The sequence below is a fragment of the Thermosipho affectus genome (assembly GCF_001990485.1).
GTDB classification, from domain to species: domain Bacteria; phylum Thermotogota; class Thermotogae; order Thermotogales; family Fervidobacteriaceae; genus Thermosipho; species Thermosipho affectus.
Genome location: NZ_LBFC01000015.1, coordinates 20,325 through 45,332, shown reverse-complemented (window position 1 = coordinate 45,332; position 25,008 = coordinate 20,325). Strand labels below are relative to the sequence as shown.

Annotated in this window: 31 protein-coding genes and 9 tRNA genes; 22 read left to right on the top strand and 18 right to left on the bottom strand. The window is 33.4% G+C overall.

Translation table 11 applies throughout. The features are described 5' to 3' along the window. Positions 1-62: 62 nt before the first annotated feature. The 7 genes from XJ44_RS03770 (at position 63) to XJ44_RS03740 (ending at position 5,400) form a co-directional block, all read left to right on the top strand. Complete coding sequence (locus tag XJ44_RS03770; protein WP_077198098.1) at positions 63-1,103, top strand: mannose-1-phosphate guanylyltransferase; 1,041 nt, start codon at positions 63-65, stop codon at positions 1,101-1,103. Between the two features lie 64 nt (positions 1,104-1,167). Next, entirely contained in the window at positions 1,168-2,049 is an 882-nt protein-coding gene (locus tag XJ44_RS03765; RefSeq protein WP_075665713.1) for an RnfABCDGE type electron transport complex subunit D, read from the top strand. After that, on the top strand, positions 2,046-2,657 hold the full coding sequence (locus XJ44_RS03760; RefSeq protein WP_077198097.1) for an FMN-binding protein: 612 nt from the start codon (positions 2,046-2,048) through the stop codon (positions 2,655-2,657). Before XJ44_RS03765 ends, XJ44_RS03760 begins: the two co-directional genes overlap by 4 nt. After that, positions 2,650-3,246 carry an NADH:ubiquinone reductase (Na(+)-transporting) subunit D gene (gene nqrD / locus XJ44_RS03755; RefSeq protein WP_075665711.1) on the top strand — a complete coding sequence of 199 codons (597 nt, stop codon included), beginning with the start codon at positions 2,650-2,652 and terminating at the stop codon, positions 3,244-3,246. Before XJ44_RS03760 ends, nqrD begins: the two co-directional genes overlap by 8 nt. Next, on the top strand, positions 3,239-3,829 hold the full coding sequence (locus XJ44_RS03750; RefSeq protein ID WP_198927374.1) for an Rnf-Nqr domain containing protein: 591 nt from the start codon (positions 3,239-3,241) through the stop codon (positions 3,827-3,829). Before nqrD ends, XJ44_RS03750 begins: the two co-directional genes overlap by 8 nt. Positions 3,830-3,839: 10 nt before the next feature. Beyond that, a complete protein-coding gene (locus XJ44_RS03745) occupies positions 3,840-4,937 on the top strand; it encodes an NADH:ubiquinone reductase (Na(+)-transporting) subunit F (protein WP_077198095.1) in 1,098 nt (365 codons plus the stop codon). A gap of 13 nt (positions 4,938-4,950) precedes the next feature. Next, positions 4,951-5,400, top strand: a complete 450-nt coding sequence (locus tag XJ44_RS03740) for a hypothetical protein (protein WP_075665708.1) — start codon at positions 4,951-4,953, stop codon at positions 5,398-5,400. Here XJ44_RS03740 and XJ44_RS03735 read toward each other — a convergent pair. Next, on the bottom strand, positions 5,377-5,880 hold the full coding sequence (locus XJ44_RS03735) for a dihydrofolate reductase (protein ID WP_075665707.1): 504 nt from the start codon (positions 5,878-5,880) through the stop codon (positions 5,377-5,379). The two genes, XJ44_RS03740 and XJ44_RS03735, sit on opposite strands and share 24 nt — an antisense overlap. A 58-nt stretch (positions 5,881-5,938) precedes the next feature. Here XJ44_RS03735 and XJ44_RS03730 point away from each other — a divergent pair, with 58 nt between their 5' ends. From XJ44_RS03730 to XJ44_RS03710, 5 genes are all read left to right on the top strand, one after another. Beyond that, a complete protein-coding gene (locus tag XJ44_RS03730) occupies positions 5,939-6,403 on the top strand; it encodes a GNAT family N-acetyltransferase (RefSeq protein WP_077198094.1) in 465 nt (154 codons plus the stop codon). A gap of 11 nt (positions 6,404-6,414) precedes the next feature. Further along, the gene (locus tag XJ44_RS03725; protein WP_077198093.1) at positions 6,415-7,464 is read left to right on the top strand and encodes a sensor domain-containing diguanylate cyclase; all 1,050 of its coding nucleotides are present in this window, start codon (positions 6,415-6,417) and stop codon (positions 7,462-7,464) included. 77 nt (positions 7,465-7,541) lie between these two features. Then, a tRNA-Lys gene (locus XJ44_RS03720) sits at positions 7,542-7,617 on the top strand. 5 nt (positions 7,618-7,622) lie between these two features. Beyond that, positions 7,623-7,708: transfer RNA gene (locus XJ44_RS03715), tRNA-Leu, on the top strand. A gap of 10 nt (positions 7,709-7,718) precedes the next feature. Beyond that, positions 7,719-7,793 (top strand) — tRNA-Gly (locus XJ44_RS03710). Positions 7,794-7,959: 166 nt separating this feature from the next. On the opposite strand, the gene rplA is transcribed toward XJ44_RS03710, so the two are convergent. The 13 genes from rplA to XJ44_RS03645 form a co-directional block, all read right to left on the bottom strand. Then, on the bottom strand, positions 7,960-8,655 hold the full coding sequence (gene rplA / locus XJ44_RS03705) for a 50S ribosomal protein L1 (protein ID WP_075665704.1): 696 nt from the start codon (positions 8,653-8,655) through the stop codon (positions 7,960-7,962). 26 nt (positions 8,656-8,681) lie between these two features. After that, a complete protein-coding gene (gene rplK, locus XJ44_RS03700) occupies positions 8,682-9,107 on the bottom strand; it encodes a 50S ribosomal protein L11 (RefSeq protein WP_075665703.1) in 426 nt (141 codons plus the stop codon). A gap of 46 nt (positions 9,108-9,153) precedes the next feature. After that, complete coding sequence (gene nusG / locus XJ44_RS03695) at positions 9,154-10,224, bottom strand: transcription termination/antitermination protein NusG (protein ID WP_075665702.1); 1,071 nt, start codon at positions 10,222-10,224, stop codon at positions 9,154-9,156. A gap of 17 nt (positions 10,225-10,241) precedes the next feature. Continuing rightward, the gene (secE, locus tag XJ44_RS03690; protein ID WP_075665701.1) at positions 10,242-10,430 is read right to left on the bottom strand and encodes a preprotein translocase subunit SecE; all 189 of its coding nucleotides are present in this window, start codon (positions 10,428-10,430) and stop codon (positions 10,242-10,244) included. A 23-nt stretch (positions 10,431-10,453) separates the two neighbouring features. Further along, positions 10,454-10,529 (bottom strand) — tRNA-Trp (locus XJ44_RS03685). A 9-nt stretch (positions 10,530-10,538) separates the two neighbouring features. Then, positions 10,539-10,688 (bottom strand): 50S ribosomal protein L33, encoded by a 150-nt coding sequence (gene rpmG / locus XJ44_RS03680; RefSeq protein WP_075665700.1) that lies wholly within the window; start codon positions 10,686-10,688, stop codon positions 10,539-10,541. A gap of 28 nt (positions 10,689-10,716) precedes the next feature. Further along, positions 10,717-10,803: transfer RNA gene (locus tag XJ44_RS03675), tRNA-Tyr, on the bottom strand. A 9-nt stretch (positions 10,804-10,812) separates the two neighbouring features. Further along, positions 10,813-10,888 (bottom strand) — tRNA-Thr (locus XJ44_RS03670). 39 nt (positions 10,889-10,927) lie between these two features. Next, positions 10,928-11,152, bottom strand: coding sequence for a 30S ribosomal protein S18 (rpsR, locus tag XJ44_RS03665; protein ID WP_077198092.1), 225 nt, complete (start codon positions 11,150-11,152; stop codon positions 10,928-10,930). Positions 11,153-11,177: 25 nt separating this feature from the next. After that, positions 11,178-11,576, bottom strand: coding sequence for a single-stranded DNA-binding protein (locus tag XJ44_RS03660; RefSeq protein ID WP_075665698.1), 399 nt, complete (start codon positions 11,574-11,576; stop codon positions 11,178-11,180). After that, positions 11,573-11,932 (bottom strand): 30S ribosomal protein S6, encoded by a 360-nt coding sequence (gene rpsF / locus XJ44_RS03655; RefSeq protein ID WP_077198091.1) that lies wholly within the window; start codon positions 11,930-11,932, stop codon positions 11,573-11,575. Before rpsF ends, XJ44_RS03660 begins: the two co-directional genes overlap by 4 nt. Before the next feature lie 89 nt (positions 11,933-12,021). Continuing rightward, positions 12,022-12,097: transfer RNA gene (locus XJ44_RS03650), tRNA-Met, on the bottom strand. Between the two features lie 9 nt (positions 12,098-12,106). Further along, positions 12,107-12,183, bottom strand: a tRNA-Cys gene (locus tag XJ44_RS03645). A 98-nt stretch (positions 12,184-12,281) separates the two neighbouring features. On the opposite strand from XJ44_RS03645, the gene XJ44_RS03640 reads away from it, so the two are divergent. Genes XJ44_RS03640 through XJ44_RS03605 form a run of 8 tightly spaced genes read left to right on the top strand, consistent with a single transcriptional unit; the run spans position 12,282 to position 20,146 of the window. Further along, on the top strand, positions 12,282-13,346 hold the full coding sequence (locus tag XJ44_RS03640) for an FtsW/RodA/SpoVE family cell cycle protein (RefSeq protein WP_077198090.1): 1,065 nt from the start codon (positions 12,282-12,284) through the stop codon (positions 13,344-13,346). Continuing rightward, positions 13,346-13,975 carry a hypothetical protein gene (locus tag XJ44_RS03635; RefSeq protein WP_077198089.1) on the top strand — a complete coding sequence of 210 codons (630 nt, stop codon included), beginning with the start codon at positions 13,346-13,348 and terminating at the stop codon, positions 13,973-13,975. Before XJ44_RS03640 ends, XJ44_RS03635 begins: the two co-directional genes overlap by 1 nt. A gap of 14 nt (positions 13,976-13,989) precedes the next feature. Further along, positions 13,990-14,841, top strand: coding sequence for a glycine--tRNA ligase subunit alpha (locus XJ44_RS03630; protein ID WP_077198088.1), 852 nt, complete (start codon positions 13,990-13,992; stop codon positions 14,839-14,841). Continuing rightward, a complete protein-coding gene (gene glyS / locus XJ44_RS03625; protein WP_077198087.1) occupies positions 14,841-16,826 on the top strand; it encodes a glycine--tRNA ligase subunit beta in 1,986 nt (661 codons plus the stop codon). Before XJ44_RS03630 ends, glyS begins: the two co-directional genes overlap by 1 nt. Positions 16,827-16,852: 26 nt before the next feature. Beyond that, positions 16,853-17,359, top strand: a complete 507-nt coding sequence (locus XJ44_RS03620; protein ID WP_075665692.1) for a rubrerythrin family protein — start codon at positions 16,853-16,855, stop codon at positions 17,357-17,359. 42 nt (positions 17,360-17,401) lie between these two features. Continuing rightward, positions 17,402-18,331, top strand: a complete 930-nt coding sequence (hflK, locus tag XJ44_RS03615; protein WP_077198086.1) for an FtsH protease activity modulator HflK — start codon at positions 17,402-17,404, stop codon at positions 18,329-18,331. Continuing rightward, on the top strand, positions 18,328-19,179 hold the full coding sequence (gene hflC / locus XJ44_RS03610) for a protease modulator HflC (protein ID WP_075665690.1): 852 nt from the start codon (positions 18,328-18,330) through the stop codon (positions 19,177-19,179). The genes hflK and hflC overlap by 4 nt, the downstream gene beginning before the upstream one ends. Positions 19,180-19,222: 43 nt before the next feature. Then, positions 19,223-20,146 carry a CBS domain-containing protein gene (locus XJ44_RS03605; RefSeq protein WP_077198085.1) on the top strand — a complete coding sequence of 308 codons (924 nt, stop codon included), beginning with the start codon at positions 19,223-19,225 and terminating at the stop codon, positions 20,144-20,146. Here XJ44_RS03605 and tsaD read toward each other — a convergent pair. The 3 genes from tsaD to XJ44_RS03590 form a co-directional block, all read right to left on the bottom strand. Beyond that, positions 20,136-21,113: a tRNA (adenosine(37)-N6)-threonylcarbamoyltransferase complex transferase subunit TsaD gene (tsaD, locus tag XJ44_RS03600; RefSeq protein WP_077198084.1), complete on the bottom strand. Its 978-nt coding sequence runs from the start codon at positions 21,111-21,113 to the stop codon at positions 20,136-20,138. The two genes, XJ44_RS03605 and tsaD, sit on opposite strands and share 11 nt — an antisense overlap. Next, positions 21,114-22,337, bottom strand: a complete 1,224-nt coding sequence (clpX, locus tag XJ44_RS03595) for an ATP-dependent Clp protease ATP-binding subunit ClpX (protein WP_075665687.1) — start codon at positions 22,335-22,337, stop codon at positions 21,114-21,116. It abuts the gene before it with no gap. A gap of 98 nt (positions 22,338-22,435) precedes the next feature. After that, the gene (locus tag XJ44_RS03590; RefSeq protein WP_077198083.1) at positions 22,436-22,792 is read right to left on the bottom strand and encodes a GIY-YIG nuclease family protein; all 357 of its coding nucleotides are present in this window, start codon (positions 22,790-22,792) and stop codon (positions 22,436-22,438) included. A gap of 46 nt (positions 22,793-22,838) precedes the next feature. Here XJ44_RS03590 and XJ44_RS09360 point away from each other — a divergent pair, with 46 nt between their 5' ends. Together XJ44_RS09360 and XJ44_RS03575 are read left to right on the top strand one after the other, a co-directional pair. After that, positions 22,839-23,972, top strand: a complete 1,134-nt coding sequence (locus tag XJ44_RS09360) for an HAD-IA family hydrolase (protein ID WP_233119508.1) — start codon at positions 22,839-22,841, stop codon at positions 23,970-23,972. A gap of 25 nt (positions 23,973-23,997) precedes the next feature. After that, positions 23,998-24,086: transfer RNA gene (locus tag XJ44_RS03575), tRNA-Leu, on the top strand. Positions 24,087-24,133: 47 nt separating this feature from the next. Here the strand turns inward: XJ44_RS03575 and XJ44_RS03570 are convergent. Further along, positions 24,134-24,928 (bottom strand): flagellin, encoded by a 795-nt coding sequence (locus XJ44_RS03570; protein WP_077198082.1) that lies wholly within the window; start codon positions 24,926-24,928, stop codon positions 24,134-24,136. Positions 24,929-25,008: the final 80 nt, after the last annotated feature.

Genomic DNA, 25,008 nt, shown 5'->3' with positions numbered 1-25,008 from the left:
GTGTGATAAAATAAATAATGCGAAAAATATAAATGATTGAAAAATTTTTCGGGGGTGAAATTTTGAATTGTGCGCTTATAATGGCTGGTGGAAAGGGAGAAAGATTTTGGCCTTATTCAACAGATGAAAGACCAAAACAATTTATAAACCTTTTTGGAAAAAAAACTATGATCCAACAGACTGTGGAAAGATTGGAAGGATTTATTCCAAATGAGCAAATTTTTATTGTTACTGGAGAAAGATATGTGAAACTTGTAAGAGAACAATTACCAAATATACCGGAAAGGAATATCATAATAGAACCTGAAGGGAGAAATACTGCGCCTTGTATAGCGTTGTCTGCTTTTTACATAAAAAAAATTTATGGGAATGTCAACCTTGCTGTTTTTCCCGCTGATCATTTGGTTAGAAGGGTGGATGATTTTAAAAAAGCGTTATCACATGCCTTTGAATTTGTAGATTCAAATGAAGATGCCATAGTTACTTTAGGGATAAAACCAAATAGACCGGAAACGGGATATGGCTACATAAAATTTATAGGAAAAGAATTAAAGATTAATGAAACTATTTTAAAGGTAGATAGGTTTGTTGAAAAACCAGATAAAGAAACGGCAAAAAAATATATAGAAGAGGGCAATTATCTTTGGAATGCAGGGATTTTTATTTGGAAAATAGATACCATATTGAAAAATACAAAGGTATTTTTGCAGAATACGTATAATGTATTAAGTAAAGTCTTTGAAGATGAGAATTTTAAAGATAAACTAAGAAAACTCTATGGTAAAGTGGATAAAATTTCCGTTGATTTTGGTATTATGGAAAAAGCAAAGAATATTTACGTAATTCCATCAGAATTTGGATGGGATGATGTGGGAAGTTGGACTGCGGTTGAAAGATACAGTAAAAAAGATGAAAGTGGAAATGTTGTGGGTGAAAACATGTACTATTTTGGATCAAAGGGAAATATAGTAAAGAGTAAAAAGAAGACCATATTAAACGATGTAGAAGATTTAGTTGTCATTGAAACAGATGAGTATATAATAGTTTCAAAAAAAGAAAGTGTTCAAAAATTAAAAGAAATAAAAAGTTACCTATGTAAGTAGGTAACTTTTTTTTTAGATTAAGTTTATGTTAAAATAAAAAATAGGTGAAAAAAGGGGGGAGAAAATGTTTCAAAAACAACCTATGATGAGAAGGATGCTTTATGCTTTAATTCCCATATATGTGTATGCTTTTTTATTCTATGGTTTTCGTCTAATATTTTTAAGTGTTTTTGTATTTATTTTTGGGGTATTAACCGAATATTTTTTTGAAAAAAGAAAAGGTAAGAAGGTTACGGAAGCAGTTCTTGTAAGTTGTATGTTGTATACATTATCCCTTCCTCCAAATATATCGTGGTGGATGGCAGTTATTGGAATAGTTTTTGGAATTGCCATTGCAAAAGAGGCCTATGGAGGCTTTGGAAGAAATGTGTTTAATCCAGCTATAACGGGAAGGTTGTTTATATATATAACATTTCCATCGTATATGACAAGTGGATGGATGTTACCAAGATTTGGTTTTTTTGGTAGCGATGTAGTTACTTCTGCAACACCTTTGGAGATTTTGAGATCAGGTGGTGTAGTTAATTTAAAAGATTTATTTTTTGGATTTAGGGCAGGTTCATTTGGTGAAGGAGCCATATTTCTTATTATCTTAGGAGCTATATATCTTGTTGTAACAAAGACTGCAAGTTTTAGGATAATGCTTTCAACATTTTTGAGCGCGTCTGCACTTATCCTTGTCTTTGATTTGTTTTTGGGAAAGATGGATTTTTGGTCTGCTATATTGTCTGGAAGTTTAGTATTTGTTTCTGTGTTTATTGCAACGGATCCAGTTACTGCTCCTAAGAATAAAAAGGCACAGTTAATATATGGAGTTATAATTGGTGTTTCTATAGTGGTTATAAGGTCTTTTTCGTTGTTTTCTGAAGGCACAAGTTTTGCCGTTTTGCTGGGAAATACCTTTGCACCCCTTCTTGATTTTTTAACAAAGAAGGTGAAAAAATGAAAACGGAAAATAAATTTTACGTTATCTTGTTTACTTTTACTATAACTTTCGTTTTTGTGGTTATTCTTTCTTATATAAATTCCCTTACTTATGATAAAGTTTTGGAAAATCGTGGATATTTTAAGGTGAGAGCTATACTAAACGCCATGAGAATTGATTTTAGTGACAAAATGGATGCCATTGAAAAGTTTAAAAAGTATGTAAAAAAAATAAACATTGGAGGGAAAGATTTTTATGTTTCAAATGTAGGCGAAAAGGTGTATGCTTATGTTTTTTCGGGTAATGGATTATGGGGGACAATTACAGGTGTTGTTGCACTAAACAAAAATTTAGATAGAATTGTGGGTGTTGATATTATATCTCAAAATGAAACACCAGGTCTTGGTGGAAGAATAGAAGAGGATTGGTTCAAAGAGCAATTTAGAGGAGAAAAAGTAGATAAAGAGATAGGAATTAAAAAATCTGAGAAATTAGGAGATAGTAATAAGGAAAACTACTCTGTTGATGCAATTACAGGTGCAACCCTAACCTCGAAATTTTTCGTAAAGATTATAAATAACACGATTAGTGAAATGAGAAAAGTGCTAAGAGGTGATACGTATGAATAAGTATAAAGAAATATTCTTTAAAAATGTGTGGTATGAAAATCCTGTTTTTGTACTTGTTTTGGGGATATGTTCTACTCTTGCAGTAACTAATAATTTAAAAAATACATTGATTATGACGATTGGTGTTTTACTTGTTACGGGTTTTTCAAATTTAACAGTGTCGTTGCTAAAATCTTTTATTCCCGGAAAAGTTAGAATGATAACTCAAGTTTTGATAATTTCTTTTTACGTTATAATAGTGGATATTGTTCTTAGGGCGTATTTGCCAGATGTGAGTAAAGCCTTAGGTCCATATGTTGGATTGATTATCACTAATTGTATTATTATGGGGAGAGCAGAAGCTTTTGCACAATCGAATTCTCCACTTTTATCGTTTTGGGACGGTGTTACAAGCGGCTTGGGATATATGGTGGTTTTAATGGTTATAGCGTTTTTTAGAGAACTTTTTGGCTTTGGTACTGTGTTTGGATATAGGATAATGCCAGAAGGATTTGTCAATTGGACGATTATGGTTATGCCACCTAGTGCGTTTTTCATGTTGGCACTCTTTATTTGGATTGTAAAGGGAAGGGGGAATAATAATGCCTGATATTAACCCACTTGTATTATTTTTTGCTTCAATTTTTACAAGTAATATTCTTCTTTCAAATTTCCTTGGTATGTGTTCTTTTATATCTATCTCAAAGTCTTTAAAATCGTCAAATGGTCTTGGTATGGCAGTTACAATGGTTATGACTGTAACAACTGTTTTGAACTGGGGTGTTGAGAAATATATTATTGTACCATTTCAACTAGAGTATTTAAGGTATATCATATACATAATAGTGATAGCAGCGGTGGTGCAAATACTTGAAATGGTAATAGATAGGGTTTCACCGAATTTGTATATAAGTTTAGGTATATTTTTGCCACTAATTACGGTAAACTGCGCAATTTTGGGTGTTGCTCTGTTTATGCAACTTAGGAATTATTCTCTTATACAATCTGTTTTCTTTGGTTTTGGTTCTGGAATAGGGTGGTGGCTTGCCATTGTTTTACTCGCGGCGATTAGGGCAAAGGTGGATAAATCGCCTGTACCTGCTCCCTTAAAAGGTGTTGGAATTACTTTGATAACTATTGGAATAATGGCAATGGCTTTTATAGGTTTTGCCGGTATGATAAATGTTCAATAGAGGTGATAGTATGGATATATTAGTTGCTCCTTTGATAGTAGGCCTTATATCTGCTGTACTTTCTGCTTTGATAGTTGTAGTGGATTCAATTGTAAATAATTATGGAGAAGTCGAGATTGACATTAACAGCGGTAAGAAAAAATTAAAAGTTCAAGGCGGAAGACCTCTTTTATTTACACTTGCATCTGAAAATATATTTATTCCTTCAGCATGTGGAGGACGAGGAAGTTGCGGAGCTTGTAAGGTTAAAGTATTAAGTGATGTTGGAGAATATCTTCCCACAGAACTTCCGTATATGTCAAAAGAGGAAATTGCGCAAAATATAAGGTTATCTTGTCAGATAAAAGTAAAGAAAAATTTAAAAATTGAACTTCCAGAAGAATTATTTAATGTGAAGAAATTTAAAGGGACGGTTATCTCACTTGAAAATGTAACACATGATATAAAGGAGGTTAAGTTAAAGCTTTCGGAAGAAATAAATTTTAAAGCAGGACAATATGTTCAATTGGTAATTCCACCGTATGATAAAATAAAACAACCTACACAAAGGGCGTATTCAATTGCTTCAACTCCTAGTAAAAAAGATGAGATAGAGTTGTTAATTAGATTAGTACCAGGTGGTATCGCAACAACGTATGTTCATAATTATTTAAAGGAAGGAGATGTATTAGAGGTAATAGGTCCATTTGGGGAATTTTACATGAGGGATACAAAAAAGGATATGATATGTGTTGCAGGTGGTTCTGGTATGGCTCCAATAAAGTCTATTATTTTTGATATGTATGAGAGAAATATTTTAGACAGAAATGTGTGGTATTTCTTTGGAGCAAGAACAGAAAAAGATCTGTTTTATGTGGAGTTGTTTAGAAAACTTGAAAAGGTGTGGGATAAATTTCATTTTATTCCTGCACTTTCTGAGCCACAAAAAGATTGGGATGGAGAAGTTGGTCTTATAACAGATGTTATGGTAAAGTATTTGGAAACTATGGTTGGTAAGGAAACGGAAAAAGAAGGGTATTTATGTGGAAGCCCCGGTATGATAAATGCATGTGAGACTTTATTGAAAAAACATGGGATTAACGAGGTATATTACGATAAATTTGCATAAGGGGTTGAAAGTTATGAAAATGTCACCTGAGATGATTAAAGCCCAAGAGAACATGAAACCGGGCGTAATTACAGCTGATGGTTTTTTAGGAAATGATGATAGAAATATAGTGGATATTATAGCCGAAGATGAAAGGGAATTTGCAAAATTGGGAATGGATTTTGACGAGATTTCGAATATGATGAGTGAATTTTTAAATATTGGAGAAAAGGGATTGGGTGAACCTATCAAATACAAGGATTTTGAGATATTTGTATATGAAGCTAGAGGATTTATTCCTTGTCCATTTGAGGATGGAATTTTTAGGAAGAAGGTAGCTACTGTAAAAAATTTGAAAAATGGTGAAAAGATAATGTATAGTGAATTATCCATTCACCTTTTGAAAAAGCATCACTTTTTACAGGGAAAGGGTTCAAAATTTCGTTTGGAACCGAAAATCCTAAAGAAAGTCTTTTTGGGATAGTTTTTTGTATTCAAGTACTATTGTACCTTTTGAATTTAATACGTTGGTAGCGACTAACTTAAATGATGTTTTTGGAAAATTCAATTTTTGTGCATTCTCAAGTACAATAGGTTCGATTGTTATATATAGTTTATCTACAAACGGAAAAAAATCTTCAAACACCTTTTTTCCGCCTATAATCGCTGCAGAATGGATTTTTTGATTTTCCAAAAATTTTATAATTTTTTCTGGTGAGCCTTTAGTAAATATTATATTTTCTTTGTTTTCTTTTTTCTGAGTGGTAAGTATTATATTTAATCTATCTTTGAGAGGATGTCCTATACTTTCAAATGTTTTTCTTCCCATTATAACTGTTCCAATTTCTGTTGTAATCTTTCGAAAATGTTTTTTATCTTCTTTTGAACCCCAATTTATTGGATCATAGTCTTTTGTGGAAAATCCACCAAAAATGTCTGTTACAACTATCATTGAAAGATGCATGTTTTCACCTCCAGTATTATATTATTATTATGGTATAATATGAAAAGGGGGAAATATCATGGGAGACTTACTTGTTAAATTATACAACTTAAACTTTGAAATTCAAACACCAAATGGAATATTACTAAAAAGACCTATTGGTCCTGAGAAGATTTTTCTGGTTAATTGGATTGAGAAAAATTTTGGAAGATTATGGGCAAGTGAAGTAGATGTATCCTTTTCAAAAACCCCTATTTCAATGTTTGTTGCCTATGAAAATAAAACTAACAAGGTTGTAGGTTTCTCTTGCTATGACACGACTTGTAGAGGTTTTTTGGGACCTATAGGTGTTTTGAAGGAGTACAGAGGAAAAGGTATAGGCAAAATATTACTTTTTAAAACTTTGGAAGATATGTATAGAGTAGGGTATGCGTATGCAATAATTGGGGATGCAGGACCAGTGGATTATTACAAAAAAACTGTTGGAGCAATTGAAATTGAAGGTTCATCACCGGGAATATATAAAGATTTACTGGGTATGTGAGGAGAGATATATTGGTTTATATTGTTATTGTTTCCTTATTTTTCGTATTTTTGATTTTTAAAGACTATTTTTATGTATGTTTTAAGCTATCTTGTTTTAACCTTAATTTAAAATTACAGATAAAAAATAGATTTATTTCAGTACTTTACGAAATACTTCTAAAAAACCTGAGAAATGAAAAAGAAAATTTGTACAATGTGTTTGAATATATAAAAAAACTTCTTGGAGCAGATTCGTGGTCTTTTCTTTTTACACCGGAAAATAAGGAATGGAGGTTCTTACTTTGGTCATCTACTTTGGATGAAAAACCTCTTGAAATACTTGGAGAGTATTTCCAAAAACAATCACCGAATAACTTAAAAAAGATAATGCTTTCAAAAGAATACTTTTATATTGAGGATGTAATAGGGAAGAGTTATTGGGTGGAAGTGAAAGAAATTTCCGTAAAGTCATGGGTGGGAATACCTTTAGTCTATAACGGAAAGGTTTACGGTATCTTAAATATTGATTGGTATAAGTTAAGAAGAAAGAAAAGTACAGATGATATCATATTTAAATCGATTACGGAAAATTTGTCATTTATTTTGTACAATTATTTAAAATTACACGAAAAAGTAAACGATGTAAATAGGGATATTTTAACAAACTTGTATAGTAGAAAAGTACTTGATGATGTTTTAATTGAAAACTACACGCATATTTTGTTTATAGATTTAAACAAATTCAAAAATATAAACGATACGTATGGTCATTTAATGGGGGATGAAGTGTTAAGGATAATTTCAGAAAGAATGAAAAGGACAATAAAAAATGGTGATTTGCTTATAAGATATGGAGGAGATGAGTTTGTTTTACTTATTAATTCTTCTGAAGAAGGTGTAAAGGTATTGGTTAAAAGATTAAAAGAACATATTTCAAAAAGGATAAACATTGGAAATAAAGATATATGTATAGGTGTGTCAATAGGAATTCAAAAAGTTGTAAGTGGAAAGTCGTTGGATGAATTAATAAAACTTGCAGATGAGAAGATGTATGAAGATAAAAACAAAAAATTAAATTAGATTTTACTTTTGTATTCTCATAGAAACTTGACATAACTAAAATGATATGATATTATTTTAATCGGTTCGCAGCGATTGACCTGGTAGCTCAGCCGGTAGAGCACCTGACTTTTAATCAGGGGGCCGCGGGTTCGAATCCCGCCCGGGTCACCAGAGGGGCGAGAGTGGCGGAATTGGCAGACGCGCTGGACTTAGAATCCAGTGGGCTCGGCCCGTGTGGGTTCAAGTCCCACCTCTCGCACCAAAGAAAGTGTGCGGGTGTAGCTCAGTGGTAGAGCGCCTGCTTGCCAAGCAGGAGGTCGCGGGTTCAAATCCCGTCGCCCGCTCCAAAGAATGAAACGATAAGGTAAGAGGCTCCGTTTGGAGCTTTATTTTTTTGTTTTTTATCAAAAAATTAAATATCTATTATTTTTTTGCATAAAAAGAAAAACACCCCTTTATTGGTTTTATTTTGCCAATTCGGGGGTGTTTTTTTATGTTTGACGTAAAAGTTTTCTATTGTAATGTCGTAGGATCTACCTTTATACCAGGTCCCATCGTTGTTGAAAGTACTACTTTTTTTATAAAGGTACCTTTTACAGCAGCGGGCTTTAAGTTTAACACTTGTTCGTATGCAGATTTTATGTTTTCCGTTAATTTTGCATTATCAAATGATGCTTTTCCTACTGGTATGTGTAGGTTTCCAGTTTTATCTGTTCTAATTTCCATTCTACCCTTTTTAAACTCCTTTACAGCGGAAGCTACATCATTTGTTACAGTCCCTGCTTTTGGATTTGGCATTAATCCTCTTGGACCAAGGATTTTACCCAATTTTCCTATTACCCTCATCATATCTGGAGTAGCTATTGCAACATCGAAATCTAAAAATCCTTCCTTTTGGATCTTTTCTACCAAATCTTCTGCACCGACATAGTCTGCACCGGCTTCTTTTGCTTCTTCTGCTTTGTCACCTTTAGCAAATACAAGTACTTTTACTTCTTTTCCTGTACCATGTGGTAGGGAAATGGTGCTTCTAATTTGTTGATCTGACTTTCTATAGTCTATGTTTGTTTTAATGTGAAGTTCTACTGTTTCATCGAATTTTGCTGTAGCAACCTTTTTAGCAAGCTCTACTGCTTCATTTAAATCGTACTCTTTTGACCTATCAACTAACTTTTTGATTTCATTATACCTCTTGGAGTGCTTCGGCATTTTGCCTCCTCCTTCCTAAATATTTATTAGTCTACTACCTCAATTCCCATACTTTTTGCTGTTCCTTCAATTATTTTCATAGCCGCTTCAATGTCATTTGCGTTTAAATCTTCCTTCTTAATTTCGGCTATTTCTCTAATTTGATCCCTTGTAACCTTTCCGACAATCTTTCTCTTTGGTTCTTGGGATCCAGAATTTAACTTTGCCGCTTTCTTAAGTAAGAAAGAAGCTGGTGGTGTTTTTGTTATAAATGTAAATGATCTGTCTTCGTATACTGTAATAATAACCGGAATAATCATTCCTGCTTTGTCAGCTGTGGCTGCATTGAACTTTTTACAAAATTCCATCAAGTTAACACCACGCTGACCAAGTGCAGGTCCTACTGGGGGTGCCGGAGTAGCTTTTCCAGCTTCAAGTTGCAACCTGACTTGCGCAACTACTTTTTTTGCCATAATACAACCTCCTTTTTGTGGTTATAGGGTAAACCCTCCCACTGACTTAAACAACTTTTTCTACTTCGCTAGTATGAACAGTTACAGGGGTCTCTCTTCCAAATATGGTAACTGTAACTTTTAATTCATTGTGTTCTGGGTTAATTTCCTTTACAGTTCCTACAAAACCTTCAAATGGACCTGAGATAATTTTAACGGAATCACCAATTTCAAAATCAAATTCGATTTTTACTTCTTTTGCCTTTTCTTCTTTTGGTGTTTCTTCTATACCGGCGATTCTTAGTAATATTTGAGCTTCTTTATCACTTAAAGGAAGAGGTCTTCCACCAGAAGAAACAAAATCAATTATTCCAGGGACCGTTCTAACAAAATCCCAAAATTCATCGTTCATAATCATCTCTACAAAGATATAACCTGGAAACAATTTTTTAACCTTTACTTTTTGAACTCTAATTTCCTTTTTCGTTGGATAATCTGTTATCTCAATTCTTCCGGAGCTCTTTGCCATAATCTTTTTTGGTTCTGCTATTATTTGTCCTGCTTTTATATGAACCCCTTTTTTTACAACATCGGAATTAAAAGTGTCTATGGGAACAACATAAATATCTACTTCACTTACGGAATTTCTAACAACGATTCTTTTCATATTTTCGGTTTGAATAATTTTTCCATCGATTTCACATATTATTTCCCCATCAGAGGAAAGGGGCATTCCTTGTCTTACCATACCACCGACTTTTAATCCAGTAATAGGTTTATTCTTTTGAGGAATGACATATGTTTTAGTGAATTTTTTGTCTAAAGTTTCAATAACTATCTTTTTTGCATTTCTTACATCAGATACAATTCCATCTCTTCTTGCTCTAACAGAAGGTTCTTCCGCAAGTACATCTCCTTTTTTTACAAGATCACCATTTGATACAAAAATTTTCGCATTTAAAGATATAATATGCCTTTCGACTGATTTAGCCGAGGCATCGATAACTACTTCTTCTGGTAAAAGCACACAAGAAACAACGTGCTCAAGTCCTTGAGCCTTTACCTTTGCTTCCAAATTTTCTTTGGCAGATGTTTCGTATCCTGCCAAGGTTTGTAAAATATACCATCTTTTTTTCATTTATACCACCTCAAAATTTAGAAAAGCTTAAAGAGGGCGCTTAATGCACCTGAGAATATCAAATCAAGTGCAAAGAAATAGACACCGGTTACCAAAAGAATAATTAGAACAACGCCTGTTGCTCCCCATAACTCTTTTTTATTTGGCCAATGTGTCTTTTTTATTTCTGCTTTAACTTCTCTAAAAAATTTTCTAAGTTTTTCCATGCTATCTCCCCCATAAAAAAAATTGGCAGGGGCGGCAGGACTTGAACCCGCAACACCCGATTTTGGAGACCGGTGCTCTGCCAGTTGAGCTACGCCCCTGCGTGTGGATTAAGCTTTTGTCTCGATATGTTGGGTGTGTTTGTTACATTTTGGGCAATATTTTCTAAGAGAGAGTTTTTCTTTTCTGTTTTTTTCGCGAGTCGTGTAATAATTTTTATTTCCACATTCTTTACATTTCAAAGCAACTTGTATTCTCATTTTTCCTTTCCCTCCTACTAAAAAAATCTGGTGGTGAGGGAAGGATTCGAACCTTCGAAGGCATTCTGCCAGCGGATTTACAGTCCGCCCCCTTTGGCCACTCGGGCACCTCACCACCCATATTTGGAGCCAGCGGAGGGACTTGAACCCTCAACCTATTGATTACAAATCAATCGCTCTACCGGTTGAGCTACGCTGGCTCGCCGCGAGTAATATTATATCTTATTTCAAAGAACTTGTCAATACTTTACGTATGGTAGGAGTGCCATATGTCTTGCCCTTTTAATTGCCGTTTTAACCATTCTTTGGTGCTTTGCACAATTTCCAGTAAGTCTTCTTGGAACTATCTTTTCCTTTTCAGTTAGAAATTCCCTTAAAAGTTTTGTATCTTTGTAATCAACGTATTCAACTTTTGCCTGACAAAGCTTACATACTTTTACTCTCTTTTTCCTTCTATATTTCATACGTATTACCTCCTTTTTTCAAAGATCAAAACGGTGGTTCGTCATTATCGTTTTCATCGAATAATTCATCGTATTCTACTACACTTTCATCTGTGCTTTCGTTGATAACGTCACTTTTCTTTTCCATAAAAACAACCTGATCAGCCCAAATTTCAGGTGTACTTCTATTTTGTCCATCACTTGTTTGCCATCTATTTATCCTTAATTTCCCTTCGACAAGTACTAATCTTCCTTTTGTTAAATAATTTTGTACAAACTCTGCTAATTTATTAAACGTAACGATTCTTATAAAGTCTACATCATCGTTTCTTATTCCTCTATTTACCGCAAGCGTGAAATTGACAACCAAGGTACCATTTGTCGTTTGTCTTGCTTCAGGATCCCTAGTTAGCCGCCCAACAAGGACGACCTTGTTATAATTCACTCTTCCACCTTCTCGGTATTCTCAGACACCTCTACTTTCCCTGATTGCTTTTTTTCCTTTTTTTCAAGGTCTATTCTTCTGAATGTTTGCCATCTTAAAAATTCAGGTCTTACCTTGAAATAAGATTCAAGACTTGTAAGCTCCAATCCTTCTCCTCTGAAATAAACCACGGTATAATCTGCTTCGTTATACTTTTTAAGTGGATATGCCGTTTTCTTTATACCCCATCTGTCTACGTTGTCAACTTGTGCACCAAGCTTTTCCTTTAAAAATTCTACAACACCGTTTGCAATATTTTCTCGTTCTTCCTCGGTAATATCTGGTTTTACAATAAACATTGTTTCGTAAATCCTCATTCCTACACCTCCTCCCTCGGACTATTAAGGTCCCGCAAATTCCTTGCGGAACGGGACTTCAGAAATAAAGGGAGCTAAAGCTCCCTTTCTGGTGGGCTCGGGAGGAATCGAACCCCCGACCATCCGGTTATGAGCCGGACGCTCTGCCAACTGAGCTACGAGCCCACTTCCTTTTGGAGGCGACGGTGGGATTTGAACCCACGAATAGGGATTTTGCAGACCCCCGCCTTAGACCGCTTGGCCACGTCGCCTCGCAAGTCACATTTTAACATAATATGTTCTTGATGTCAATAACTTTTTTTAACTAATTAGTTTAAATTTTGTGATATAATTTTTTGGGTGATGTGTGGTGAAAGAAAATAAAAAATTTGATTTGGTAGTGTTTCTTTTCATGGTAATTTTAATGATTTTTGGTCTTTTAAACCTGTATAGTGTTTCAAAGACACTTTTTTTAAAACAGCTTATTTGGGATTTTTTAGCTGCATTTGGCGCTATATCTGTATATTTTTTAAAAGAGAATTTTTTACGTAAAATGATATTTTTGCTTTATTTTTTATCAACTATTTTACTTTTAGCTGTGTTATTTTTTGGAACAAGAATATATGGTTCAATTAGATGGTTTAGAATTTTTGGAGTTTCTTTTCAACCATCTGAACTTTCAAAACTTACTTTGATACTTTTATTAAGTTATATCTTTTTAAAAAGAGATGTAAAAAGTATATTTATTTCTATTGTAGCTACATTAATTCCCGTTTTTCTTATCTTAAAGGAACCTGATTTGGGAATGACGATTTTGCACGTGTTTATTTGGTTTATATTGTTGTATTTTTCAGGAGTATCTTTAAAGATAATATTACCACTTATAGGAACGGGTTTTACTATGATACCTATTGTATACTTTTTTTTCTTGAAAGATTATCAGAGAAACAGGATTTTATCATTTTTAAATCCTGAAAAATACGCAAAAGGTGCGGCATACAACGTTATAATGTCAAGGAGTGCGATAGGGTCTGGTGGATTATTTGGAAATGGATATCTAATTTCACCAGCTGTTAAAGGATATTATGTGCCAAAAATGGAAACGGATTTTATATTTTCCGCAATAGGAGAGCAGTTTGGTTTTTTGGGAAGTATAATATTATTAAGTGTGTATATTTTAATAGTCTTAAGGGTTTTTTCAAAAATGAAATACTATAAAGATGATTATTGGAAATTAGTTTCTGTTGGGATTCTCGCTGTTTTTGTTTTTCACGTATTTGAAAATATCGGTATGAACATAGGTATAATGCCAGTTACAGGTATCCCTTTACCTTTTATCAGTTATGGTGGGACATCTACGTTTATTTTTGGATTAATGGTGGGTTTTTTGCTAAAGGCACTGGCGCTTGTAGATAAAAGCAGGAAGGTGGTTTGATGAGGAGAAAAAAAGAATCAATTTGGCCTTTTTTGATTGTACTATCTATTGTTTTGATTTTTGTAATAACTGTGTTTTTTGCATTTGGTAATTTTTTTAGATACAGGAAAATATTAAATGACTATAATGCGCTGAAAAATTACGTAAACAAAAAACTTGAAAGTTATGAAGTAAAGATAAAGGATTTGGAGTCAAAATTAGGCCCCAATTCCATAGTTGATAAATACATTCTTTCGGTTAATTACTTAAGAAATTTTGGCGCAGACCTAGAGCAAGTTTTAAACAATATTTACGATGAACCGGGAACAGGTTACTTTATGGTCTTTGTGGTTGGTCAGGAATCTAGTTGGGTTACCGTTAAAAGAGGCAAAAAGACGTATTTTTCAAGAGAACTTTTACCAGGTCTTTCAAAATACAAATTTTATTATTTTAAAGAACCTAGAATAAAGACAGATTACGATATTGTAGTAACACCCGATGTGGATATAGTTGTGGGAAAAGCGGGAAAGGTATACCTTTTATTCTATGGAGTAGGATCTTCTTACCATCCTACAAAAGTGGTGCACATTACCGATATGACTGTTAGTAATTTAAAAAAGACGTATAATCTATACGTTCCAGGTAGATAAGGGAGGATGAAAAGGTGTATTTGCAGGATATAATAAGGAGATTAGATGAATTTTGGGCTAATCAAGGTTGTTTTATAGACCTTCCGTACGATATGGAAATGGGTGCAGGTACGTTTCACCCTTCAACTTTTTTTGGAGTTTTGAGAAAAAGAGACTGGAAGGTGGCATTTGTTCAGCCAAGTAGAAGACCTACAGATGGAAGGTATGGGGAAAATCCCAACAGGATGCAAAGATTTTTGCAGTACCAAGTTATATTAAAACCAAATCCCGAAGATTCACAGGAGATGTATTTAAAATCTCTTGAAAGTATTGGAATAAATCCCAAAGACCACGATATAAGATTTGTAGAAGACAATTGGGAATCTCCTACACTTGGAGCGTGGGGAATAGGTTGGGAAGTTTGGTTAGATGGTATGGAAATTACTCAATTTACCTATTTTCAACAAGTGGGTGGAATTTCTTTAAAAAAGATTCCACTTGAGATAACGTATGGGGTTGAAAGAATCGCCATGTATCTACAAAGTGTGAATAATGTCTATGATGTAATGTGGAATAAAGATGTAAAATACGGTGAACTATTCTTGGAAAATGAAAGGCAATTTTCCTTGTACAATTTTGAAAAAGCAGATGTAGAGAAATTGTTCAAGTTATATGAAATATACAGAAAAGAATTCAAAGCTCTAATAGAAGATAATCTCTTCTTACCTGCTTATGAACAATTGATCAAGTGTTCGCATACTTTTAATTTACTTGATGCTAGAAATGTAATTAGTGTTGCACAGAGGCAAAATTACATAAGGGATATTAGAAATATGGCGACGTTATGTGCAAAAAGATTTATAGAGTACGAGGAAGGTGAGGAGTAATGTATATATTTGAAATAGGTCTCGAGGAACTTCCAACAACAGAGGTAAATAACATTTTGATACAACTTTATCAAAAACTCAAGGATTTTTTTGAAAGCGAAGGGTTAAATTACGAAGGTTTAACAGTTTTTTATGCTCCAAGAAGGTTTGGTTTTTTTGTCTTAAAAGTGGACGAAAAACAAAAGGATAAGATAATTGAAAAAAGAGGACCTTCAAAAAATATAGCTTTTGACGAAAACAACAATCCTACAAAGGCGTTAAATGGTTTTTTAAAATCAAATAATGCAAGTATTGAGGATATAAAGATTAAAGATAACTACGTATTTATATCAAAGAAAATTGAGGGAAAAAGCGCAAGAGAATTGTTAAAGGAAAAAATCCCTGGAATTATTTACAGCCTTAGTTTTAAAAAGCCGATGAGATGGGGGGACGGAAGATTTTCCTTTGTTAGAGTTCCGCATTGGGTTTTATCCGTTTACAATGGAGATGTTTTGGAATTTGAATTGTTTGGAATAAAAGCATCCAATAGAACGTATGGACATAGGTTTGTAGAAAATAACATTGTGGAAATAGAAGGAGTGGAAGATTATCTTGAAAAGTTAAGGGAATTAAAAGTAATAGCATTGCATACGGAACGAAAGGAGAAAGTTCTTGAGAGTTTGAAAAAATACAAGTCAAGCCTAGATGATGATTTAATAAATGAAGTAGTAACTTTAACGGAATATCCCATTTTACTTGAGGGAAGATTTTTGGAGAAATATCTTTCACTTCCTGAAGAGCTAATCACAACTACAATAAAGCATCATCAAAGATCGTTTACTGTATATGAGAATGACAAAATTACAAATAAGTTCCTTTCTTTTATTGATTCACCAAATGGTAAAATAGAGTTAATAAGAAAAGGGTATGAAAAGGTTGTCAATGCGAGATTAGAAGATGCAAGGTATTATTACCAAAAAGATTTAAAAATACCCCTTGAGAAGTTTAATGAGAGTTTGAAAGATATAGTTTTTCAAAAATCACTTGGAACTCTAATGGATAAAGTTGAAAGAATTCAAAAAATTTCGGAGAAATTATCAGATGATTTAAAAATAGATTTTTCAGATAAAAAGAGGGTTTTAAGAACAGCTTATTTATGTAAAGCAGATATTGCATCTAATGTGGTATATGAATTTCCTGAATTGCAAGGTGTAATGGGAAGAATATATGCGCTAAAAGATGGAGAAGATTACAATGTGGCATTGGGAATAGAAGAACATTACAAAGATGTTCCAAAAAATGTTTCAGGCGCAATAGTTGCCATAGCGGATAGGTTAGATACAATTGTGGGAAATTTCATAGTGGGTAATATTCCCTCTGGATCAAAGGATCCTTTTGGATTGAGAAAAAAGGTGGATACGATATTTGATATTGCTGTACATTTTTCTTGGGATATAGATTTAGAAGAACTTATAAAATTTTCTTCTTCGTTATTTGAAAAAGAAATCCCGAAAGAATTATTTGAATTTTTTGAAACAAGATACGAATTATTTAACACATCCGCAAGGTATGATATTGCAAGAGCTGTAAAAAAATTCTGGAAAAGACCGCTTAGGGGAAGATTAATTGCTGATGCGTTAATGAACATTGTGGATAAAGAAGAATTTAAAACACTTCTTACGGGGTTTGAGAGAGTTCACAATATATCCAAAAAACACAATTCATTCGATTTTGATAGTACAAAGTTTCTCGATAAAGCGGAAAAAGATTTATTTAACAAATATATCGAAGTAAAGCCAAAAGTTTTAGAATCATTGGAAAAATTAGATTTCAAAGCGGCGCTTTCTTATTTAATAGAATTTAGAACATATATAGACAATTATTTTGATAACGTCTTTGTAATGACTAAACAGGATGATATACGTATGAACAGATTAGCATTTTTAAAAAATCTTGATAAACTGTTCTTAAAACTTGGTGATTTGAATTTAATTGAGAAAAAATGATATAATGAATTGCGGGAGGTGAAATAATGAGAGATATGACAAAACAATTTTTAGAAGCTGCTTTTGCGGGTGAATCCATGGCACATATGAAATACTTGATTTTTTCAGAAGAGGCGGAAAAGAAGGGGTTAATAAAGCTTTCGAAACTTTTTAAAGCTATTGCATATGCTGAGTATGTTCATGCCAAAAATCACTTTAAGGTATTGAAAAAACTCTCCGATGATATGAAAGAAAATGTACAAAGCTGTATTGATGGAGAGACTTTTGAAATCGAGGAGATGTATCCCGTATACAAAAATGCAGCGGAATTTCAAGAGGAAAAGGAAGCGGTAAGAAGCACAAATTATGCACTTGAAGCGGAAAAAATACACGCAGAGATGTACAAGAAAGCCAAAGAATTAGTTGAAAAAGGAGAAGATTATCCTGCAGAAAAGATTTATATATGTCCAATCTGTGGATATACAGTAGAAGATGAAGCACCTGAAAAGTGTCCTGTATGTGGTGCTCCTAAAGATAAATTTGTGGAATTTTAAGAATAAGGGGGGAATCCCCCTTATTATTTTGGAGGTGGTTAAATGTGGAAGAAAATAACCGTATGGATAGTTTTAATTGTTATTATCTTAATCTTTTTGGGAACAGGAGTATATCAAGTAGGTCCTTCTGAAGTTGCTTTGATAAAGACATTTGGTAAATATACACATTCAACGGGACCAGGTATGCATTATCATTTACCTTATCCAATACAGTCTCATGTTATTGTTGATGTAGAGACAATAAGAAAGGAAGAAATAGGGTTTAGAACTATTGAATCGCGCAGTGGTGTAAGTTATAGAACAATTCCCGAAGAATCTTTGATGTTGACAGGTGATGGAAATATTATTAGTGTAGAAGTTGCGGTGCAGTATAAGATAAAGGACCCGGTAAAGTTTGCATTTAACATAATTAATGGAAAGAATATAGTGCGGTTTACTACTGAATCTGTTTTAAGGGAAAGGGTCGCGGTAAGGAATATTGACGATGTTCTAACCGTTGAAAGGGATAAAATTGCCATAGAAACTGCAGAAGAAGTACAAAAAATTCTAGATGAATACGAAGCGGGAATTTTGATTAACAAAGTGTATTTACAAGAAGTTGCTCCTCCTGATCAAGTGGTAGAGGCATTTGACGATGTTAACAACGCCAAACAGGATAAAGAAAGGTTTATAAACGAAGCAAATAGATATGCAAATGATATAGTACCTAAAGCAGAAGGTGAAGCAGAACAGATACTAAGAAAGGCCGAAGCCTATGCAAAGGAAAAAATATTAGAAGCAGAAGGTGAAACAAATAGGTTTTTAAGCGTTTTAAAAGAATACGAAATAGCACCAGATATTACAATGAAAAGATTGTTAATTGAAAAGTTAGAAGAGGTATTTTCAAATACGAAGAATGTATTTGTGTTAGATGACAGTGGAGCGTTGAAGTTGTTAGATGTCAACGAGTTGATTGGTGGTGGTACAAAATGAAAAAGTCAATTACGTTTATTTCAATATTAGTGATTGCTTTGATCTTTTTATCCCTCTCCATGTTTGTTGTAGATCAAACACAACAGGCAGTAGTGTTAAGGTTTGGACAGATTCTAAAGGTTTATCCAACACCTGGTGTTCATTTTAAAATGCCGTTTGTGGATAATGTGGTAAAGTTTGAAAAGAGGATATTGTTGTACGATATAGAGCCTGAAAAGATAATAACGCTGGATAAAAAAACGCTTATTGTAGATACGTATGCCTTGTGGAAAATAAATGATGCCAAAAAATTTATTGAAACCATGAAAACAATTTTTCTAGCAGAATCAAGGATAGATGATATAGTATATTCTCACATAAGAAATGTCTTTGCAAAGCACACTTTTGATGAGATTATTTCCGATAAGAGGGCAAATTTTTTGAAAGAAGTTACGTTGCTTTCAAGAGAAGATTTAAAGGATTTTGGAATAGAAGTTGTTGATGTTAGGGTGAAGCATGCGGATCTTCCGACTGAGAATGTTAGGTCGGTGTATGAAAGAATGAAAGCAGAAAGGTATAGTATAGCTGCGCAAATCAGAGCAGAGGGGCAAAAAGAGGCACAAAAGATACGTGCAGAAGCGGATAAAAAGGTTACCGTTATTTTAGCCCAAGCAAAGAGTCAAGCGGAAATTATTAAAGGTACAGGAGAAGCCAGTGCAACGAAAATATATGCGTTGGCGTTCAAGAAAAATCCGAAATTTTTTGATTTATGGAGAAGCTTAAGTGCATACGATGAAATTTTTAAAGATGGAACGATAATATTCGGAAAGAATTTGGAGATATTTAAGTACATTTTTGGTGTAAAATAATAGGGGAGGTTTCCCCTATTATTCTTTTAAAGAGGTGTAAAGTATGGATATATTGGAAAAGGTGCAGTCGATATTTTCACATATGAAAGTCGTTGAATTTATGAATAGCGATGTTATTTATGTTTTACCCAATAGGACAATTGCACAGGTTAAGGAAATATTGAGATTAAAAAGGATATCAGGGGTACCAGTTGTAAACAGCCAGAAAGAGGTTATAGGGATTATCAGTATTGAGGATATAATAAGGAGTATTGAAAAAAATCAGCTTGAAAGTCTTGTTGAAGAGCAAATGACCAAAAGAGTTGTTACTGTTAATTTGGATGATACTTTAAGAGATGTTATAGAATTATTTGAAAAATACGGATATGGTAGATTTCCAGTTGTAGACAAAATTGGAAAGTTAGTGGGAATTGTGACGAAAAATGATATTTTGAAGGCGGTTGCATTAAAATTGGGTATTTTGTATTTACACGATGAAAGAAGAAAAAAAGCCCTCGATGAAGATGTGGAAAAATCACTAATTACAGGAGTTAATATAAATAAAAATGACAGTGATTTTTATTTTAAAATAGATTATTACGACATTAATTCTATTGGAATAGGTGCAGCGCAATTGAAAAAATTTCTTCTTTCAAAAGGAATAGAAGAAAAACTTGTAAGACGTATTGCAATAAGTGTGTATGAATCAGAGGCAAATGTTGTGATTCATAGTGGAAGTACAGGTGAAATTTACTGTTTTATTAAAGATGATAGTATTGTTGTAAGGATAGAAGATAAGGGAAAAGGTATAGAAAATTTAGAACTTGCAATGAAAGAGGGATTTTCAACGGCACCTGATCACGTAAGAGAGCTTGGATTTGGTGCTGGTATGGGACTTCCAAATATAAAAAGATATTCGGATAAAATGGTAGTTTTGTCCGAAAAGGATAAAGGTGTAATTGTTGAAATTATCTTTTTTAGAGCTTGAGATTTGGAATAGCATCTATGTGAATATTTGATTTTCCATCAAACAATTTATATCCCGCCATAGCTATCATTGCGGCATTATCCGTACAAAAGTCAAGTGGTGGTATAAGTATGTTTATCCCCAATTTTTGTGCCTTTTCTTGTGCTTTTTTTCTAAGGTATTTGTTTGCCGCAACTCCACCTGCAAGCACTACCGTATGGATATCTTTTTCTTGTGCGGCTTTGAAAGTTTTGTGCAAAAGTATTTCCGTTACAACCTTTTGAAAAGAGGCGGCAATATCGGCAACTGGAATATTATCTAATTTTCTTACAGTGTATAGTACGGAAGTTTTAAGTCCTGAAAAACTGAAATTGTAATCTTTGGAGTTGTACAAAGGTTTTGGGAAATTGAATTTGTTTTCATTTCCAAATTTTGCTATCTTTTCGATTTCAGGTCCGCCGGGATATCCTAATCCCAATATTCTTGCGACTTTATCAAATGCCTCACCTGCTGCGTCATCCAAGGTTTTCCCCAAAACTTCTATTTTATCTTTTGTTACTTTCAAAATTTCAGTATGACCTCCCGATACCATTAATACTATAAAGGGTGGGGTGAGCTCTGGATATGTAATGTAATTTGCATACACGTGTCCAATAATATGGTTAACACCGAATATAGGCTTGTTTAATTTCAAAGCAAGACCCTTTGCAAAAGATATCCCAACGAGTAATGCACCAATTAGTCCAGGACCTTGTGTTACTGCGATCAAGTCTATATCTTTTAGTGAAATATTTGCTTTTTTTATTGCCGTTTTAAAGATGATCGGTAAATTTGAAAGGTGGTGTCGCGCCGCAACTTCGGGTACAACACCACCAAATTTTTTATGTATTTCAACTTGCGAGGATACTATGTTGCTTAGGATTTTTCCATCTTTTAATATAGCAACTGAGGTTTCATCGCAAGAAGTTTCTATACCCAAAACAATCATTTATGCAGACTCCTTGACTATAAGTTTTGGTTTTTCCTTTTTTGTAACGCATGCTTCATTTACTATAATCTTTTCTATGTTTTTGAGATCAGGTAATTCAAACATTACGTCTATCATTACCTCTTCAAATACACTCTTTAATGCACGTGCTCCTGTTCCCCTATTTGTTGCTCTTTTTGCAATAGCATAGAGCGCATCTTCGGTAACTTCAAGCTCAACGTTATCGATTAAGAACAATTTTTTGTATTGTTTTAAAATGGCATTTTTAGGTTCTGTAAGTATCTTTACCATTTCCTTCTCTGAAAGGTCTTCAAGTGTGCCAATAACGGGGAATCTTCCAACAAATTCTGGAATTAATCCATATTGTACTAAATCTTCAGGGGTTATATGTGAAAGTATTTCACCAAGTTTCATTTCTTTTTTACTTTTTATTGGTGCGTTAAAGCCTAGAGCGCTGCTTTGTATTCTCCTTTTTATAATTTCTTCAATCCCATCAAATGCTCCACCTACTATGAATAGTATATTTGATGTGTCTACTTTTAGGAATTCTTGATACGGATGTTTCCTTCCACCTTGTGGTGGGACGTTGGCTATAGTACCTTCCACGATCTTTAATAGTGCCTGCTGTACCCCTTCTCCTGAGACATCTCTTGTTATAGATGGATTTGGGGATTTCCTTGCAATTTTGTCTATTTCGTCTATGTATATAATACCGTATTGTGCGCGTTCTACATCAAAATTTGTAACTTCAAGTAACCTTAGGATAACATTCTCCACGTCTTCACCAACGTATCCTGCTTCAGTAAGTGGAGTAGCATCTGCTATTGCAAAGGGCACATCAAGTATCTTTGCGAGTGTTCTTGCAATTAAGGTTTTTCCACTTCCCGTGGGGCCTATCAATATTACGTTTGATTTTTCTATTTCTACATCGTCAAAATCTAAGTTTGAAAAAACTCTCTTATAATGGTTGTATACGGCAACAGAAAGTATTTTTTTAACCCTTTCTTGACCAATGACGTATTTATCAAGTTCTGCTTTTATTTGTGATGGTTTTGGAAGTTCTTCTCTTTCCCGCTTTTGAGGGATTGCTTGTTTTTCTTCATAAAGTATGTCGTGGAAGATTTCCACACAATCGTTACATATGTATACATTTCCGGGTCCGGCTATTAGCTTTTCTACCTTGTCTGCAGATCTCCCACAAAAGGAACAAAATTTTTGTGCCATATTTTTTCCTCCTTAAAATAATTCATCATAATTCTATCATAAAAAATTGATAGTGTGTTTCTAAGGTGTATCTTATTTTTTTCAAGATAATAAACACCCTATATAATTTTAAAGAGGTGTGAATTACACGCATTATCATCAGTTGCACCAAATTTCTTTATATGTGGAAATTTTTGAGAAAGTTTGCATGCAATATTAGGCTCAAGTGATTTTGGACCATTTATAAGTATTGCACCGATAATTTCTACATAGGGGTGTGAAGTGATATAATCTATATGCCAAAAGAGTTTTTTCTCTTTTAAAGTATGTCTTTTTATCCTTTGTTCTAGATTATTCTGAGCAGAACCTACATAAACGTATAGTCCCTTTTTTATTTTAATTTCTCCAAGAGATCCAACTTTTACTTTAATGTCTTTTTTTACTGTTATAAAGAGTAAATATATCCCTTTTTTCATTAATATCACCACTAATAATTATAATATAAATAAGGGGGAGAAAAACATGTACATTTTTGTGGATTACGATGGAACTTTAATAAAAAACGATGAAAGGGAGTTTATGAAAGAATATTTTAATCTACTCTCAGATTTTTCCAAGATTGATTCAAAAAAGTTGATAGCTTTGGTAATGGAAAGTATAAATGAAATTTTGTCTAATTTAGATACTTCAAGGAATTTATTTGAAAGGTTTTTAGATGAGATTTCTAAAAAGAGTAATCGCTCAAGAAAATATTGGAAAGATTTATTTTTTGAGTTTTACGATGAAAAATTTTTGAATTTGAAAAAAATAATAAGAAAAAATCAATTTTTGGTGGACTTAATAAAGAACACAAATAACAAGGTTATTTTTGCTTCAAATCCACTTTTTCCAAAAGTTGCAGTGGAAAAAAGAATTGAATTTGTAGATTTAAACCCAGGTGATTTTTTCTATATAACTTCTATGGAAAATGCGCACTATGCAAAACCAGACCCTAGATTTTTTGAAGAGATAATACAAACTTTATCTATCAGCCCAAAAGATTGCGTTATGATAGGTGATTCTGAAAATGACAAGGCGTGTGAAAAAGTAGGTATAAAATTTATCCATGTTGATGAAAAAGAAAAGATAAAAAAGGCATTTTTGAATGTTGATTATTCTAAAGTTATAGGAAAAATAAGAAAGAATGAAGAGCAAAAATTGGCCGTTATGTGTTATGCAGAATACAACGACAAAGTATTATTTATTACTAGAAACAAAGAGCCATTTGCAAACTTTTTAGTATCACCTGGTGGAAAGGTTGAAAATGGGGAAGAAATTGAGAAAGCAATGGTAAGGGAATTTTTTGAGGAAACGGGGTTGAAGTTACATAATTTGAGGTTGAGAATGGTGACTACCGAAATTGGTCCTAAAAATTACAATTGGATCTTATTTATTTTTAGAGGAGATGTATTTTCAGATGATGTAAAAGAGAGTGATGAAGGAAAACTACTTTGGATCAAAAAGGAAGATATTTTAAATGCAAACCTTACAGATATAGATAAATACTTAATACCAGATATTTTTTCAGATGAAGATGTAAAAGTTGTCGAAATTGTATACGATGAAGATAAAAATTGGAAAATTTTGTCTAAAAAAGATTTATTGACATTGCTTTAATATATGTTAAAATATTTAATGCGATGCCGAGGTGGCGGAATTGGGAGACGCGGTTGACTCAAAATCAACTGGGGTTGACGCCCCATGCGGGTTCGAGTCCCGCCCTCGGCACCAAAAACAAAAGAGCCGGAAGCATCCGGCTCTTTTTTTATTTTTCCGAGTCATCCAAGAAGCCTTAACACAGACCAAGCAGATACGTTTGACTGGGTGGAGAGTGAGAGAAGGTTTTGAGTTAATATATTATTTTTAGTTATTTCCAGCAACGTTTTTGCTATATCTGTATCGTGTATTATACTTGCATTTGATGTAATATTTTCAAGGGCACTTGCTGCAACAGAGCCGTGTTGTTTTAGAGAATTTATATGTGCGCCTATTTTGCTCCTTATATTTGATATATTAGAAGTAATATCATCTATTTTTTTTAATGTGCTTTGCGCATTTTCCACACTTAGTAAGTTTGAATCTTCAAGTGTTGTAGGGGTTACATCTGGAATTGTTATACTTTCCGATTCACCATTTGGATTTATGGTAATTTTTAGATTCTCAATTTCACCATTTAAAAGCTGTTTGTTATTAAATTGGGTATTTTTAATCGTATCATTAATCTGATTTAACAACTGATTGTATTCCTCGTTTAGAGCGGAACGTTCGTTTTCTGTCAATGTTCCATTTGAGGCCTGCACTGCAAGTTCCCTAATTCTTTGTAGATTCTCTTGGATTGACGAAAGAGCAGAATCTGCTGAATTTAACATATCTACACCACTGTAGATATTTTCAATTACTTTTCCATATCCTTCTATTTGGCTTTTCATCCTTTCATATATTGTTGCCCCTGAAATATCCGATGTAAGAAGCTTTTGTGCATCACTTACTTCAGCTAGGTTTGTTCTGTTTTGGTTTTGAATCGATAAAAGCCGGTGGGTGATCCATAAATTGATGTTGTTGTTTATTCTCATTTTTTCACCCCCTTTTCCGTATAATTTTGACTAAAATTGATATTATTTTGTTCTATGATATAATGTCTTGGGGGGAGATA